The organism is Gemmatimonadota bacterium, from assembly GCA_026702745.1.
Classification (GTDB): domain Bacteria; phylum JAAXHH01; class JAAXHH01; order JAAXHH01; family JAAXHH01; genus JAAXHH01.
Genome location: JAPPBT010000020.1, coordinates 47,053 through 62,891 on the forward strand (window position 1 = coordinate 47,053; position 15,839 = coordinate 62,891).

Here is a 15,839-nt window from a genome sequence, read left to right on the forward strand (position 1 = left end):
AAAGGAACGTCCATGCGGCTGATCGCCGTGGGCTGCGAATACTCGGGGGTCACGACGCTGATCGACGGCCTCTACGCCTGGGGAAACGAACGGGGCGTGCATCACCACCTCGACGACCACTTCACCATACCGGACGCGTACCACCTCGACGAAGCGGAACAGCAGGGATTCATCGACATGCTGCCGGCCATCAAGGAGCGGTTCCAGCGGTTCCAGATCGTGTACCACGTCCGCCTGATGCACAAGTTCGATCACATCCTGCTCGGCGGGTTCCACATAGAGGAGATGGTGTACGGGCCCCGCTACTACTACCCGGGAATCAACATCGCTGTGCGGGAATACGAGCCGGACATGCCGGACGACGCGATCCTGGTCCATCTCCACGCCCGTCCGGAAGTCATCCTGCGGCGCATGGAGGCGAACCCCCATCCCCGGCAGCTGGTCCCGGCGGAGGACGTCGAACTCATCCTGGAGCGGTTCGATGAAGAGGTCGCGCAGTCGTGGATCCACCGGAAGTTCGCCATCGACACGTCCGATCTGACGCCCGGAGCACTGCTGGATACGTTCCTGGAACGATCGGTTCCCTATCTCAACACCCGGGATGCATTGACCAGGATGCAATAAAAATGAAAATAACACACGTGGGGGCTGTGCTGCTCCAGCCCATGCCCTGGGTGCTGGTAAAAGTGAAGACCGACGAGGGGCTGGTCGGCATCGGCGAGGCCTATCACGGCGCCGGGGTCCACCAGATCGCCACCGATCCCAGGCTGGTCGACCGGGCGCTCCTCGGCCAGGACCCGCGGAACGTGGACAAGCTCTTTCACGACATGATGGGATCCATGTCCGCCTCCGGTTTCTACCAGGGCGCGGTCATGAGTGCCATCAGCGGGATCGAGATGGCCCTGTGGGACATCACGGGCCAGGCCTGCGGCGTGCCCATCTGGCAACTGCTCGGCGGCAAGTTCAGGGACCGCATCCGGGTATACAACGACTGTCACGCGGGCGACGAAGAAACGCCGGAAGCCTACGCGGAGAAGGCCCGGGCCGTGGAAGCGCGGGGCTTCGACGCCATCAAGTTCGACATCGATCCGCAGCCTTCCCGGCGGGACCGGTACAACCGGACCATCAGCAACCACGACGTGGCCTACTTCGTCGACGTCATCACCGCCTTGCGGGAGGCCCTGGACCCCAACACCGACCTGCTCATCGACGCCCACTGGAACTACGCCCCGGTCGATATACTCAAGGTGGCCTACGCCATCGAGGACCTCGACCTGATGTGGCTGGAGGACCCCGTGCCGCCGGAGAACATCGAGGCCATGGCGAAGGTCACCCAGGCCACCCGTGTCCCCATCTGCACCGGGGAAAACTTCTACACGCGCCATGGCTTCCGGGACCTCATCGAGGCGCAGGCGGCGGACATCATCTCACCCGATCACGCCAAGGCGGGCGGGCTGCTGGAGGGCCGGAAGATCGCCGACCTGGCCGACATGTACTACATCCCCATTTCGCCCCACAACATCTGCGGCCCCATCGGGACGATGGCCGTGTGCCACCTGTGCGCGGCAGTGCCCAACTTCCAGGTGCTGGAGTTCCACCACCTGGACGACGAGGTGTGGAATACGCTGACGGTGCAGCGGGACCTGATCCGGGACGGGCACATCGACCTGCCTGTGACGCCGGGACTGGGCGTGACGCTGGACGAGGAAGTGGCCCGGCGCGCAGCCCGGGAGGACCTCGGTTTCTTCTGATACGGCGCGAGGGACTATGAGCGAACTGTCCATGATGGATATCCACCGGGCCGAAATGCCTGTACGCATCGGCATTTCGTCCTGCCTGCTCGGCGAGCGGGTCCGCTACGACGGCGGACACAAGCGCGACGACTACCTCGTGGACGTGGTCGGCCGTTACGTGGAGTGGATCCCGGTCTGTCCGGAGGTGGAAGCGGGCATGGGTACGCCACGGGAGACCGTGCAGTTGACCCGGGTCGACGGCGATGTCCGGATGCTGACGAAGAACGGAGTCGACCACACCGACAGGGTGGACTGGTTCGCCCGGCAACGCGTGCAGACCCTGGAGCAGGCCAGGCTCAGCGGCTACATCCTGAAGAGTCGGTCGCCCTCCTGCGGCATGGAAAGGGTTCCCGTGGTCCAGCCCGAGGGCGCCGCGCTGCGAAGCGGGCGCGGGATATTCGCCCGGCGGCTGATGGATGCCCTGCCCCATCTGCCCGTGGAAGAAGAGCGGCGTCTAAACAACCCGCGGGTCCGGGAGAACTTCATCAGCCGGGTTTTCGCCTGCTACCGCTGGCTGCAGCTCGCCGATTCGGGCCTGACCCGGCAATCATTGATGAGCTATCACCGGGCCTACAAGTACCTCCTCATGGCGCACAGCCAGGAAGGCACGCGCCGTCTCGGACGGCTGCTGGCAAAACCGGAGCGTTATGCCACCACCCGGGAACTGGCGGACGCCTACCTGGGCGAATTCAACCGGGTCATGAAAAGAACGCCGTCCCGGCGGAACCACACCAACGTGCTGCAGCACATGGCGGGCTATGTCTCCGACCGGCTCGACGGCCGCACACGCCGTGAACTGACGCGCATGATCCAGAAGTACCACGAGGAACTGCTGCCCCTGATCGTGCCCGTGGTCATGCTGCGGCATTACGTGCGGGAGTTCGACATCACCTACCTGCAGGACCAGACCTACCTCCATCCCTTTCCCGGCGAACTGATGCTGCTCAACTAGTTGTAGTGCCCCGGATTCGCGGCGTCGGGCGGCCGGTATGTCTGCGTCGGGCGGCCGTCATGTCTGCGTCGGGCGGCCGGTATGTCTGCGTCGGGCAGCCGTCATGACTACAACGGGCAGCCGTCATGGCTGGGACATACTCCTTGACCGGAAACTGCCAGGCCGTTTTCTTAGGTTGATTGTCTTCCGACGCGAATCCACGCCGCGTTGAGTGTACTTTTCTTCGCTTGATGCCTTCGAGGCCACGGCGGAACATGACGCAGAAAGCCCTGCCCATCCAGCTCACCGACGCGCAGGTCGCCCGGTTCCACGACGAAGGCTACCTCGTCGTCCCGGACCTGCTGGCGGCGGATGAGGTCGAGGCCTTCGTCCGGCACCAGGCCGATCCGGAAGCCGAGTCCCTGCGGCAGGGGCTTCGTACCCATCTTTCGGACCCCTTCTGGCAACGGCTGGCTCACCATCCCAACGTGGCCGGCGTCGCCCGCCAGATCCTGGGTGGACGGCCCCGCATCGTACAGACCATGTACATGGCCAAGGAACCGGCCAAACCGGACGAGGAACTGGGCGGCGCCGGCATCTCGCTGCACCAGGATTCCCACTACCTGCCCAACGAGCCCGATACGCTGATGGCCTGCTGGATCGCCATGAGCGATACCGATCCGGAGAACGGCGGCCTGTGCGTGGCGCCGGGCAGCCACAAGGACACTCTGCGGGAAACGACCCTGAATACCAATCCGGAGCACATGAGCTGGGAGAATGACTACGGCATGAGATCGCCGGACGGCCGCGAGTGGACCGAGAAGCTCTACTCATTCGACGTGGTGGGCATCGAGGAAGACGACCTCGTCCGGCTGACGGTGCCGCGCGGCAGCGGGGTGTTCTTCACCAGCAGGACGGTACACGGTTCCTATGCCAACCGTTCCCACACGCGGGCGCGCCTGGCCTTCGCCGTCCACTACGTGAAGGAAGGCACCTGGGTGTTCCGGACCGACGTGCAGGATACGACCCCGGTGGACCTGCCGGGGGCCTGACCCGGGTATTTACTGTAGCATCAATTGCCGGAGATACATTTCCTGGAGAATCCATGAAGCGCCTGAACGTGCTGCTGCTTCCCGTACGCCCCATTTACAGCCCGTGGTGCGTGGACATCCGGGAAGCCATCGGAGATCGCCACGATTTGAGGGACCTTGACGATGCCAAACCCCTGGCGCCCCAGTTCGCGGGCGTGGATGTGGTGATCGACCAGGGCGGAAGCCGGGGTACGCGGGAGATGATGGACGCAGCGGCCGACTGCCGGCTGTGGCAGATCGTGGGCACGGGATTCGACCACTTCGACCTGGCCTATATCAAGACGAAGGGCATCCCCACGGCCAATACCCCCGGCCTGTTCAGCGACGTCGCCCTGGCCGAGACCGCCATGATGTTCATCATTATGGTTTCGCGGCGTTACCGGGAAGCGGTGGACAATTTACGACAAGGCCGTATGTACAATCCGCTCGGATATGAGCTGGAGCACCAGACACTGGGCATCGTGGGATTCGGCGCGAGCGGACAAGCGCTGGCCCGCCGGGCGAAACCTTTCGGCATGCGGATCCTGGGCATCGACGTCCGGGAGATCGAATCCGAGGTGCTCGACGACATTCAGCCGGACTTCATCGGCGGCCCGGACGATCTGGACCGGGTCGTAGCCGAAAGCGACTTCCTCTCCCTGCACCTGCATCTGAACGACGAGACCCGCCATATCATCGACGGCCGGAGGCTGGGCCTGATGAAACCGACGGCCAGCGTCATAAACGTGGCCCGCGGCGCCCTCGTGGACGAAGCGGCCCTCTACGACGCTTTGGTCCAGGGGAAGATCGGCGGGGCCGGCCTCGACGTCTTCGCCCAGGAACCGCCCGATCCGTCCCTGCCCGTCTACCAGTTGCCCAACGTGGTCGTCACGCCCCATATCGCCGGGGTGACGGACGGTACCTCCCGCCGGCGGGCCGCCGCGGCCGCGGAGAACACGGACCGGGTCGCCCGGGGCCTGGAACCCCTGTACCGGATCGACCAGTGACCGGCCGGCCATCATTCCCGGAAACCCGCCCTCCATGCCACAGATGACCACCGCCGAAGCTATCGTCCGGACACTGATTGCACATGGCATCGATACCGTCTTCGGACTGCCGGGCGTGCAGAACGACGCCCTCTACAACGCGTTCTACGACCATCGGGACGATATCCGCGTCGTCCACACGCGCCACGAGCAGGGCGCGGCGTACATGGCCCTTGGGTACGCACTCTCAACCGACCGGACGGGGGTCTACAACGTGGTCCCGGGACCGGGGTTTCTCAACGGGACCGCCGCCCTGTCCACGGCCTATGCCACCAACGCAAAGGTGCTCTGCCTGACGGGCGAGATCCCGACGAAGTACCTCGGGCGCCACACGGGCCAGCTGCACGAGATCAACGGCCAGCTCGACGTGCTGCGGTCCCTGACCAAGTGGGCCGCCCGCATCGACAGCACCGCCGGTGCGCCTTCCAGGACGGCCGAGGCCATCCGGCAGCTGAACTCCGGCCGGCCGCGCCCTGTCGGCCTGGAATGCCCCTGGGACGTGCTCGCGTCCGAAGGCGAAGCACCAGGCATTCCCGGACCGTTACCCATATCCAATCCCCCGGTGGACGCGGAGACGCTGGAAGCCGCCGCGCGGAAACTGGGCCGGGCCAAAAACCCCATGATCTTCGTAGGCCGGGGCGCCATGAACGTTTCCGAAGAGATCACGCGGCTCGCCGAGCTGCTCCAGGCGCCAGTCATCGGGTACCGAACGGGCCGCGGCGTGCTCGACAGCCGCCACTACCTGAGCCATCCCAACCCCACGGCCCACAAGCTTTGGCCGAAGGTGGACGTCGTCCTCGCCGTGGGGTCCAGGCTGGCCATCCCCCAGCTCTACTGGGGCGTTGACGAGCACCTGACGACCATACGGATCGAGGTGGACGCCCGGGCCCAGGACCGCATCGCCCGGCCGGACATCGCCATCACCACGCGGTCCGAAGACGCCATGCCACTGCTGGTCGAAGCGGTGGAAAGACACAACCGCGTCCGCCCGTCCCGGGAAGCCGAAATGCGCGCCCTGAAAGCGGAGACCGATGAGATGTTCGCGTTCCTGGAACCCCAGACCTCCTTTCTGCGGGTGATCCGGGAAGAACTGGGCGAAGACGGCCTCTTCGTGGAGGAACTGACCCAGGTGGGTTACGCCGCCCGGCAGATCATGCCGGTGTACAAGCCCTACACCTTCATCTCCACGGGTTACCAGGGCACCCTGGGCTGGGGCTTCCCCACGGCTCTCGGCGTGAAGGTCGCCCACCCGGACAAGCCCGTCATCTCCGTTACCGGCGACGGCGGGTTCATGTTCGGCGTGCAGGAACTGGCCACGGCCGTCCAGCACCGCATCGGCCTGGTGACGCTCCTCTTCAACGACAACGCCTACGGCAACGTAAAGCGGATGCAACAGAAGCTGTACGGCAACCGGGTGATCGCCTCCGACCTGCACAACCCCGATTTCGTCCGGATGGCCGAATCCTTCGGCGCACGGGGCATCCGGGCGGAGACCCCGGAGGAGATGCGCCGGGCCATCCGCGCGGGATTCGCCGAAGACGGTCCCACCCTGGTGGAGATCCCGGTGGGCGAGATGCCGGACGTGGACCGTTTCAAGCGGGGAGCCCGCGTGCGGGGCACGGCCGAACGCTCCGAACACGCCCTGCAGTGGTAGGACCCGGCCACGTACCCGGCACCAGACCCGGTCCGCGCACCCGGCAGGCGGTCCGGTGGACACCCGTGAACATGTACGGACATGCGCAGACATGTTTCTGATACCCGAAGACAGCGGACTGTTTCGGGCCCTTGAGCGCCTGGTGGACACCCGGAAGATGGTTTTCCTCGCCGGACTGCCGGGCACCGGGAAGAGCCTCCTGCTGCAGCAGCTGGCCATCCTGGCTCACGGCCGCGGGCGAACGCCCCACCTGCTCCAATGGGACGTCTGCCGGCTGCCGTTCTTGACAAACGACCGCGTGAAGGAACATTATCACGAGCAGGACGGGATCACCCACGCCGGCGTCCGCAAGGCGGTGGGCCTGTGGGCCAGGCGCGCCGTCGGGCTCTGGGCCGAAGCGCACCGGGACGACCGGGATATCCTCATCGGCGAGGTCCCGATCATCGGCAACCGGTTGGTCGAACTCGTCCGCAGGGAACAGGACCCCGTCGAACCCCTGCTTTCGGACGGGGAATCCGCCTACTTCGCCATACCCACGCCCTCCCGGCGGGTCAGGCGGCTCATCGAGGCAAAGCGCAAGGAACGGAGCGTCAGCCCGCTGCACGAACGGGAGAAGGGGGACGCGCAGCCCGACATCATGTATGCGCTGTGGGAAGACCTGCGCGCGGTGGCGTCGCGGTTCGGCCTGCTCGATGAAGCGGGGAAGGCATGCGGGACGGGCGCGGGGGCGGGCGCGTACGATCCGGACCTGTATAGCGATACCTACTCCGCCCTGCTCAAGCGCCGGCCCGCGGGCCGGATCGACCTGGATATGCTCCTGTCCACGGAAGGCTGGTCGGTCTACGACCTGTCCGCCGGACAGCGGGACCTCGTCCCGTCGGCGCAGGAAGTGGAAGCCGCCATCCGGGAGATGGAAGAACAGTACGCCCGTCCCGAAGCGCTGGCGCGTGCCGTGGAACGGTGGTATGAGGTATAACAGTGGTATGAAAGGTAATCGTGCATAACGGAGATCAAGCATGAAAACTGCGCGCTTCGCCTGCAACGGCCAGGTCCTGGAGGCCGTCTTCGAGAACGGAAAACTCATGGTGGGCACGGTCGCCTACGATCCGGAGGACGTCATGTTCCTGCCGCCGGTAGACCATACGAGCAAGGCCATCGGCGTGGCGCTGGGGTACACCGAGCACGCGAAGGAACTGAACCTGGACCTGCCCGAGGAACCCATCCTGTTCAACAAGATGCCCCAGACCTTCATCGGCCACCGCGCGAAGATCGTCGTCCCCCCGGAATTCGACTACCTGCACTACGAATGCGAACTCGTCGCCGTGATCGGACGGCCCGCCCGGAAGGTAAAGGTCGCACAGGCCCTGGACTACGTGGGGGGCTATACCATCGGCAACGACCTGACGATCCGGGACTTCGTCAGCAACTACTTCAGGCCGCCGATCAAGGCCAAGGGTTTCGATACCTTCGGACCGCTCGGTCCCTTCCTGACCACCGCGGACGAAGTCGATCCCACGGACGTACACCTGCGCACCTACGTCAACGGGGAACTCCGCCAGGAGGGCTGGACCGGCGACCTGCGCCACGGCGTCGCCGAACTCATCGAGTACATCACCGCCTACATGACCCTGAACCCCGGGGACATGATCTGGACGGGCACGCCGGAAGGCATATCCCACATCCACGCGGGCGACAGCCTCCGGCTGGAAGTGGACGGACTGGGTGCCCTGGAGAACGACGTAGTGGCCAGTCTCAAGGAGGGCGGATCATAACCATCCAGGTTTCCCCGCAGGTTCACCCCAACGAGGCCAAAGCGAAGGGGCTCATCGCCCGCTTCCGAGATGAGGGCATCGGACACCTCATCGGCGGATCGTCCGTCCCCGCAGGCGGAGACACCTTCGAAAACGTCTCGCCCATCGACCATGCCGTGCTTTGCCCCGTAGCGAAAGGCGGCCCCGGGGAGGTCGACGCCGCGGCCCGCGCGGCTACGGAGGCCTTCGCCGTCTGGCGCGAGACGACGGGAACCGAGCGAAAACGGTTGTTGCACCGGGTGGCCGACCTGATCGAGGCGAACGGCGAGGAGATCGCCCTGCTGGAGACCTGCGACACGGGACAGCCCATCCGGTTCATGTCGAAAGCCGCGACGCGGGCCGCCGAGAACTTCCGGTTCTTCGCGGACCGGGCCGAAAGTGCATCGGACGGCCTCGCCTTGCCGGCGGCCGGGCACCTGAACTATACGCTGAGACAGCCCATCGGACCGGTGGGCATCATCACGCCCTGGAACACGCCTTTCATGCTCAGCACGTGGAAGATAGCCCCGGCGCTGGCGGCCGGCTGCACGGTGGTGCACAAGCCCGCGGAATGGAGTCCGGTCACGGCCACGCGCCTGGCAGAACTGGTCCACGAGGCGGGTATTCCCCCGGGCGTGGTCAACGTGGTCAACGGCATCGGCGAGACCGCGGGACGGGCGCTCACCGAGCACCCGGACATCAAGGCCATCGGATTCGTGGGCGACACGCAGACCGGGCGGGCCATCATGCGCCAGGGCGCCGAGACGCTGAAGCGGGTGCATTTCGAACTGGGCGGCAAGAACCCGGTGGTCGTCTTCGCCGATGCGGACCTGGACCGGGCCCTGGATGCCACGATATTCATGATCTACAGCCTCAACGGGGAGCGGTGCACATCGGGCAGCCGGGTGCTGGTGGAGCGGGCGATCTACGACGATTTCACCGGGCGGCTTGCGGAACGGGTAAAGCGCATCCGCCTGGGTAACCCCTTCGACCCGGCCACCGAACTGGGTCCCCTGATCCACCCGCTGCACCTGGAGAAGGTCCAGAGCTACGTGACCGCGGGGCTGCAGGAGGGCGCCACGCTGATCGCCGGGGGGAAATGCCCGGAGCACGCCGGCGCCGGCAACTACTTCGAGGCCACGCTCTTCGGTGACGCCGACCGGTCCATGCGTATCGCCCGGGAGGAGGTTTTCGGTCCTTTTCTCACCGCCATCCCCTTCGACTCGGAAGCGGAAGCGCTGGAGGTGGCGAACGACGTGGACTACGGCCTGTCCGCTTATCTCTGGACGCGCGACGTCACCCGCGCCCATGCCTTCGCCCGGCGCCTCGAAGCCGGCATGGTCTGGGTGAACTCGGAGAACGTGCGCCACCTGCCCACGCCATTCGGCGGCATGAAGTCGAGCGGAATCGGCCGTGACGGGGGCGACTACAGCTTCGACTTCTACATGGAAACGAAGAACATCGACATCGCCCTCGGACACCATCCCGTACCGAAACTGGGTAAATAAGAGGACACATCGTGGCCCTTCCCGCAGCGAATCCCTCCCCGCCCTTCAACATCGTCCGCGCCAGTCACGCGGAGTGGGGGGTGACGGACCTGGACTACGCCCGTGACTTCTATATCGACCTGCTGGGGTACGTCTGCGAGGACGACGCGGGGGACGCACTCTACCTGCGCGGGATGGAGGAACGGAACCACCATTCGCTGGTCCTGTCGAAGGCGGACGAACCGGTCGTGCATCGCATTGCCTTCAAGGTCGCCGGCGACGCCGATCTGGACCGGGCCGAAGCCTTCTATGACGGCGCCGGCTGCCGGACGGCTTTCGTCGACCGGTACGCCCAGGGCCGCACGCTGCACGTGGACGATCCCTTCGGCATCCCCCTGGAGTTCTACCACGAGATGGAACGCCGGGACTTGCTGCTGCAGGAGTACCACCGTTACCGCGGCGCCCACATCCAGCGCATCGACCATTTCAACCTGTTCTCCCATGATGTGAACGGGATGACGGCCTTCTACGCCGAGTCGCTCGGGTTCCGGCCGACGGAGGTGACCGTGGCCGACATCGCAGACGAGGACTCTGACCTCTGGGCCACCTGGCTGCACCGCCGGGGTGGCGTCCACGACATCGCCTTCACCAACGGGCTGGGGCCGCGACTGCATCATATCGGCGTCTACGTGCCCACGGCCATGGACATCATCCACTTCTGCGACCGCCTGGTCAGCTCGCAGCACCGCGACGCCTTCGAGCGGGGACCGGGGCGCCACGGCATCTCGAACGCCTTCTTCCTGTACCTGTTCGACCGGGACGGCCACCGGATCGAGCTGTTCACGGGAGACTACGTCACCGTCGACCCGGACCATCCCGCGCGGGTCTGGGACCTGAAGGACACCCGGCGGCAGACGCTGTGGGGACAGGCCGCCCCGCGGTCCTGGTTCGAGCACGGCACCCGATTTCACGGGGTCGAGCCCGTCCCTCCGCGACTGGATGCCGCACCGGTCATCGCGCCGGAATGAGTACACGACGCACATCCAGGCCGCAATTCAACAGGAGCGCTCATGTCACATACCCATGACGACGAACTCGTAGAAGAGATATTGCCGGCGGGCCAACCCCGGCTGCTCCGGGTACTGACGGCAAAAACCGGTACGGCGGTAATCATCGGTGCGATCATCGGATCGGGCATCTTCATGGTGCCGAGCACGGTGGCCTCGCAGGTCGGTTCGCCCGCGCTCAGCCTGTTCGTATGGATCATCGGCGGCGTGCTGGCCCTGGCGGGCGCCCTGTGCTACGCGGAACTCGGCGCGGCCATACCGCGTAGCGGGGGCACCTATGCCTTTTTGAGGCGCGCCTACAACACGGACCTTGTCGCCTTTCTTTTCGGGTGGGCCTTTCTCTTCATCATCATCACCGGGGCCATGGGCGCGGTGGCCACCGTATTCGCCCGGTACGCCGGCGGACTCTTCGGCATTGAAGACCTCTGGACCGAACGGTGGCTGGCCGTGGGATGCATCCTCTTCCTGACCGTGGTCAACTGCCTGGGTGTCAAGATCGGCGGATCGGTTCAGAACGTGTTTGCCTTCATCAAGGTCGGAGCCGTCCTGGCCGTCATCCTCCTCGGGTTCTCCCTGGCATCGGGAACGGAAGTCTCCTGGACCCCGCTGGTGCAGGAAAAGACGGGAACCGCGCTGCTCGGCGGCCTGAGCCTGGCGATCCTGGGAGCGCTGTTCGCCTACAACGGCTGGTTTTTCGTGACGTTCATCGCGACCGAGATCAAGGACCCGGCGCGGAGCATTCCACGGGCGATTTTCGCCGCGCTGGCGATTGTGGCCACGGTCTATATCCTGGCCAACGTCGTCTACCTGACGGTTCTTTCCTTCGAAGAACTCCAGGCGTCCCGACGGCCGGCCGCCGATACCCTGCAGGCCCTGGTGGGACCCTCGGGCGCGATGGCCATTTCGGCGGCCATCATGCTGACCACTTTCGGCACGGTCAACGCCCAGCTGATGGTGGCGCCCAGGGTCTATCACGCCATGGCGAACCACGAGATCTTCTTCCGCGTGTGCCAGTACGTGCACCCCCGATTCCGGACGCCGGTGGTTTCCATCGTGATGCAGGGACTGTGGGCTTCGGTCTTCGCGCTGACCGGCACCTTCGTCGAGATCGTCAGTTTCGCCATGTTCTACACCTATATTTTCCTGACGCTGGCGGTGATCGGCCTCATGATCCTGCGGAGGAAGGAACCGGAACTGCACCGGCCGTACCGGGTGTGGGGCTATCCCGTAACCCCAGTCCTGTTCCTCCTGATCGCCGCGGGCGTGCTGGCCAACGCCCTGATCGGCGACTACACGCGTCCGTTGCTGGGCGTTCTGATCCTGGCCGTGGGCCTGCCCTTCTATTTCTACTGGAAGCGGCAGCAGCGGGCGAAACCGACGGCCGGCTAAGGCCGTCACGGAGTAAATCCGGCACATGTCCCGACCGCACGTCATCTACATCCTGTCCGACGAACACGCAGGCCAGGCCATGGGCCACGCGGGGGACCCCAACCTGCGGACCCCCAACATGGACCGCATGGCCGCGGAGGGCGTAAGTTTCGTGCGCGCCAGGGCCAACTGTCCCGTATGCACACCTTCGCGGGGCACTATTTTCTCGGGCCGCCATGCCCACGCCGGACCGGTGCAGGGGTTCCACGACGTGTACAAGCCAGCGGCACCGAGCACGGCTACGCTGCTCCGTAAAGCCGGCTACCATACCGCCTATTTTGGAAAGTGGCACTGTGGGACGGTGCGGGACCAGATCCCCCCGGAGGTGCGACGCGACCCGGGCTACTACGACCTCGAAGCCGCACCGCGCACGCCGGAGTTTCACCGGGGCGGTTTTCAGGACTGGTACGGATTTGAGATGAATAACGCGCCGTTCAAGGGATTCTACTATCGGAACGGCGACCTGAATCCCACGCGCATGCCGGGTTACCAGACCGACGCGTTGACCGACATGGCCATCGCGTACCTGCGGGACTACGACGGCGATCGGCCGCTCTTTCTCGTCCTCAGTGTGGAGCCGCCCCACTGGCCCCTGGAAGCGCCGGATGCCTTCATGCGGTTCGATCCCGCATCCCTGAAGACCCGCCCGAATTTCGGCCGCCAGGCCGGCCTCCTCGAGCGGCTCGCGGCCTACTACGCCATGATCGAGAACCTGGACGGGAACATCGGCCGCCTGCTTGACGCGGTGGGCGGCTTGGATGGTTTCCGGGACAACACGGTCACGGTGTACTTTTCGGATCACGGCGACTTCATGGGAAGCCACGGTCAGATGGAGGACAAGGGGCATCCCCACGAGGAGTCCGTCCGGGTACCCGCGGTCTTTCACGCTCCGGGGATCCTCGAGCCACAGGGTGCGCGGCCGGACCTGTTCAGCCTGGTGGACATGGCGCCCACGACCCTGGGCCTGGTGGGGGTGCCCGTGCCGGATCACATGCAGGGCGCCGACTTCTCTCCGGCTCTGAGAGGCGCGGACTTCGACGGACCCGGGGAAGTGTTGCTCGAAATGGTGGGCGCGCCGAGGGTGCACTTCGACTACGCGGACTGGCGCGGGCTGGTTACGGACCGGTGGAAGTACGCCTTCTACGAGACCGGCCACGAAGTGCTCTTCGACCTGTGGAAGGACCCCTACGAAACGCGAAACCTGGCGGACGCGCACCCGCCTGTGCTGGCGGACCTGAGGACCCGCCTGCTAAGCCTGCTGGAAGCCACGCGGGAACCCTATTTCGACGTGATCGTCCAGCACGGCGTCCGTCCCGACGGCCCGGCCCTGAACATATCCCGGCGACGGCGGGACGGCATCGCGCCGTCGTGGGACGACCTCATTCGCAACGCCTGACGCAGACGATCCTGCCCGATCCAGGGAGGCGACATGCTGGAACAATTTCAACGCGACGGATATGTCCTGGTGCCCGGCGTTTTCGACGACGAGGAAATGGACGCCGCGCTGGAAGCCATGGAGCGGAACTTCTATGGGAAACCCTACGCTTCCTGGCTGGAAGACTTCGAACGCGGCAAACAGAGATCCGTGGGCGACGGGTTCACCACGAAGCAGGACGAAGTGGTGGGTCGGTCCCAGTTTCCCGTCGGCGATCCGGCCCTCGACCGGCTCATCGAGAACGACCGCTACCTCGATCTTTACGAGCTATTACTGGGGGATCGGGCGAGTTACTGCAACGCCCACCTGTTCATGCGCACCGGACCGGTAGACGAGCGGTATCCCGATGAATCCTGGAGCGGATACCACGTCGACCACAACACGAACTGTGTCCTTCCCCCATCCGTGGACGCCTCGCGATTCTCGTACATCAACTCCGGGGTCTATCTCCATGACGTCGACGACGACGGCGCACCCATGCTGCTCGTACCCGGTTCGCACACGCGGGCGGCCGAGGTCTTCGCCGAGGGATGGGAAACAGGCAACATGGCGAGCGTCAGCCACGTCCGGGACATCCGCAAGGCCGGCCTGCAAGATCCGGTCCCGGCCGTGGGCACGAAGGGAACCGCCGCCTTTTATTCCTCCTACTTGCTCCATTCGGCGCAGCCCTTTCAAAACAAGCAAAAGCAGCGGGCCTTCTGGACCCTTTCCATGTGCCGCCGCGACGCCGATCGGTGGACCCGGTTTGCGAATCCATTCATCTACGGCGAGCGGGAATACATGATTCCCTTCATAACGGATACGAACCCACGCGTCCGGTCGTTGTTCGGCTGGCCCGAGCCCGGCCATCCCTACTACACGGAACAAACCCTGGGTCTTCTCGCGCGGGCCTTCCCGGGTATCGACCTGGTCCCCTATCGCCAGGCTTTGCACCGGGCATCATGACCTTGACAATACCGCGTGTTCCCCGTTATCCTGATCCTGTATCGTCCGTCCCTTTCAGGATGCGGAACGCGTCGCCCTGATCGCTTCGGGAAGGCGATCCGGAGGTCCCGTCGCCACCCCAGAACCTCTCCTGTAACCATGTGCGTATACACCGGCCCCAATCCCATACCCAAGATCGACATCCACACCCATATCCTGCCGGAGAACTGGCCGGACCTGCACAAGCGCTACGGATACGGCGGATTCGTCGAACTGGACCACTACCAGCCGGGATGCGCGCGCATGATGATCGACGGCAGACAGTTCCGCGAGATCCAGGCCAACTCGTGGGACCCGCCGACCCGGATCGGGGAATGCGACCACGCCGGCGTGCAAGTCCAGGTCCTCTCCACCGTCCCGGTGATGTTCAGCTACTGGGCGCAGCCGGCGGACGCGCTGGACCTGTCCCGCATGCTCAACGACCATATCGCCGATGTAGTCCGTACCTGGCCCCGGCGTTTCATCGGCCTGGGGACCGTGCCCATGCAGGCGCCCGAACTGGCCATCCGGGAAATGGAGCGGTGCGTCCGGGAGCTGGGACTGTCCGGCATTGAGATCGGGACCCACATCAACGGAAACAACCTGAGCGAACCCCACCTTTTTCCGGTGTTCGAAGCGGCGGCTGAACTCGGCGCGGCGGTGTTCATTCATCCCTGGGACATCATGGGACAGGAGTCCATGGAGAAGTACTGGCTGCCCTGGCTGGTGGGCATGCCCGCCGAGACCTCCCGGGCGATCTGTTCCATGATCTTCGGCGGGGTGCTCGAGCGCCTCCCCGACCTGCGCGTGGCCTTTGCCCACGGCGGCGGGTCCTTTCCCGCGACCATCGGACGGATCGACTACGGCTTCAAGATCCGGCCCGACCTGTGCGCGGTGGACAACGACGTGCTGCCGAGCGACTACCTGGGCCGGTTCTACCTGGATTCCCTCGTCCACGACAGCCGCATCCTCGACTACCTGATCCAGCTCATCGGACCGGACCACATCGCTATGGGATCGGATTATCCCTTCCCGCTGGGTGAAGCGGTGCCGGGCAGGATGATCGAGTCCATGAGCCACCTGGACGATGACGTCAAGTCCAGGCTGCTGTACCGCTCCGCGCTCAACTGGCTGAACCTGGAAGCAGACCGATTCTTCGGTGGGAACGACTAGAC

The 15,839-nt window shown here is 65.0% G+C and carries 14 protein-coding genes; all 14 read left to right on the forward strand.

All coding sequences use genetic code 11. The features are described 5' to 3' along the window. Positions 1–12: 12 nt before the first annotated feature. The 14 genes from OXH56_03690 to OXH56_03755 all read left to right on the forward strand — a co-directional run bounded on the left by OXH56_03690 (position 13) and on the right by OXH56_03755 (position 15,837). Positions 13–624 carry a hypothetical protein gene (locus OXH56_03690; protein ID MCY3554405.1) on the forward strand — a complete coding sequence of 204 codons (612 nt, stop codon included), beginning with the start codon at positions 13–15 and terminating at the stop codon, positions 622–624. Positions 625–626: 2 nt separating this feature from the next. Beyond that, positions 627–1,751, forward strand: coding sequence for a mandelate racemase/muconate lactonizing enzyme family protein (locus tag OXH56_03695; GenBank protein MCY3554406.1), 1,125 nt, complete (start codon positions 627–629; stop codon positions 1,749–1,751). Between the two features lie 16 nt (positions 1,752–1,767). Next, entirely contained in the window at positions 1,768–2,745 is a 978-nt protein-coding gene (locus OXH56_03700) for a DUF523 and DUF1722 domain-containing protein (protein ID MCY3554407.1), read from the forward strand. A gap of 254 nt (positions 2,746–2,999) precedes the next feature. Then, entirely contained in the window at positions 3,000–3,776 is a 777-nt protein-coding gene (locus tag OXH56_03705) for a phytanoyl-CoA dioxygenase family protein (protein MCY3554408.1), read from the forward strand. A gap of 53 nt (positions 3,777–3,829) precedes the next feature. After that, complete coding sequence (locus OXH56_03710) at positions 3,830–4,801, forward strand: D-glycerate dehydrogenase (GenBank protein ID MCY3554409.1); 972 nt, start codon at positions 3,830–3,832, stop codon at positions 4,799–4,801. A 34-nt stretch (positions 4,802–4,835) separates the two neighbouring features. Continuing rightward, positions 4,836–6,494, forward strand: coding sequence for a thiamine pyrophosphate-binding protein (locus OXH56_03715; GenBank protein ID MCY3554410.1), 1,659 nt, complete (start codon positions 4,836–4,838; stop codon positions 6,492–6,494). A gap of 91 nt (positions 6,495–6,585) precedes the next feature. After that, entirely contained in the window at positions 6,586–7,470 is an 885-nt protein-coding gene (locus tag OXH56_03720; GenBank protein MCY3554411.1) for a hypothetical protein, read from the forward strand. 40 nt (positions 7,471–7,510) lie between these two features. Next, positions 7,511–8,266, forward strand: a complete 756-nt coding sequence (locus tag OXH56_03725) for a fumarylacetoacetate hydrolase family protein (GenBank protein MCY3554412.1) — start codon at positions 7,511–7,513, stop codon at positions 8,264–8,266. Between the two features lie 53 nt (positions 8,267–8,319). Continuing rightward, positions 8,320–9,792 (forward strand): 5-carboxymethyl-2-hydroxymuconate semialdehyde dehydrogenase, encoded by a 1,473-nt coding sequence (gene hpaE / locus OXH56_03730; protein MCY3554413.1) that lies wholly within the window; start codon positions 8,320–8,322, stop codon positions 9,790–9,792. A gap of 11 nt (positions 9,793–9,803) precedes the next feature. Beyond that, a complete protein-coding gene (gene hpaD, locus OXH56_03735; GenBank protein ID MCY3554414.1) occupies positions 9,804–10,799 on the forward strand; it encodes a 3,4-dihydroxyphenylacetate 2,3-dioxygenase in 996 nt (331 codons plus the stop codon). 42 nt (positions 10,800–10,841) lie between these two features. Further along, positions 10,842–12,227 carry an amino acid permease gene (locus OXH56_03740; GenBank protein ID MCY3554415.1) on the forward strand — a complete coding sequence of 462 codons (1,386 nt, stop codon included), beginning with the start codon at positions 10,842–10,844 and terminating at the stop codon, positions 12,225–12,227. A gap of 25 nt (positions 12,228–12,252) precedes the next feature. Continuing rightward, positions 12,253–13,662 carry a sulfatase-like hydrolase/transferase gene (locus OXH56_03745; GenBank protein ID MCY3554416.1) on the forward strand — a complete coding sequence of 470 codons (1,410 nt, stop codon included), beginning with the start codon at positions 12,253–12,255 and terminating at the stop codon, positions 13,660–13,662. 33 nt (positions 13,663–13,695) lie between these two features. After that, complete coding sequence (locus OXH56_03750) at positions 13,696–14,646, forward strand: phytanoyl-CoA dioxygenase family protein (GenBank protein ID MCY3554417.1); 951 nt, start codon at positions 13,696–13,698, stop codon at positions 14,644–14,646. Positions 14,647–14,784: 138 nt separating this feature from the next. Continuing rightward, on the forward strand, positions 14,785–15,837 hold the full coding sequence (locus OXH56_03755) for an amidohydrolase family protein (protein ID MCY3554418.1): 1,053 nt from the start codon (positions 14,785–14,787) through the stop codon (positions 15,835–15,837). The last annotated feature ends 2 nt before the right edge of the window (positions 15,838–15,839 follow it).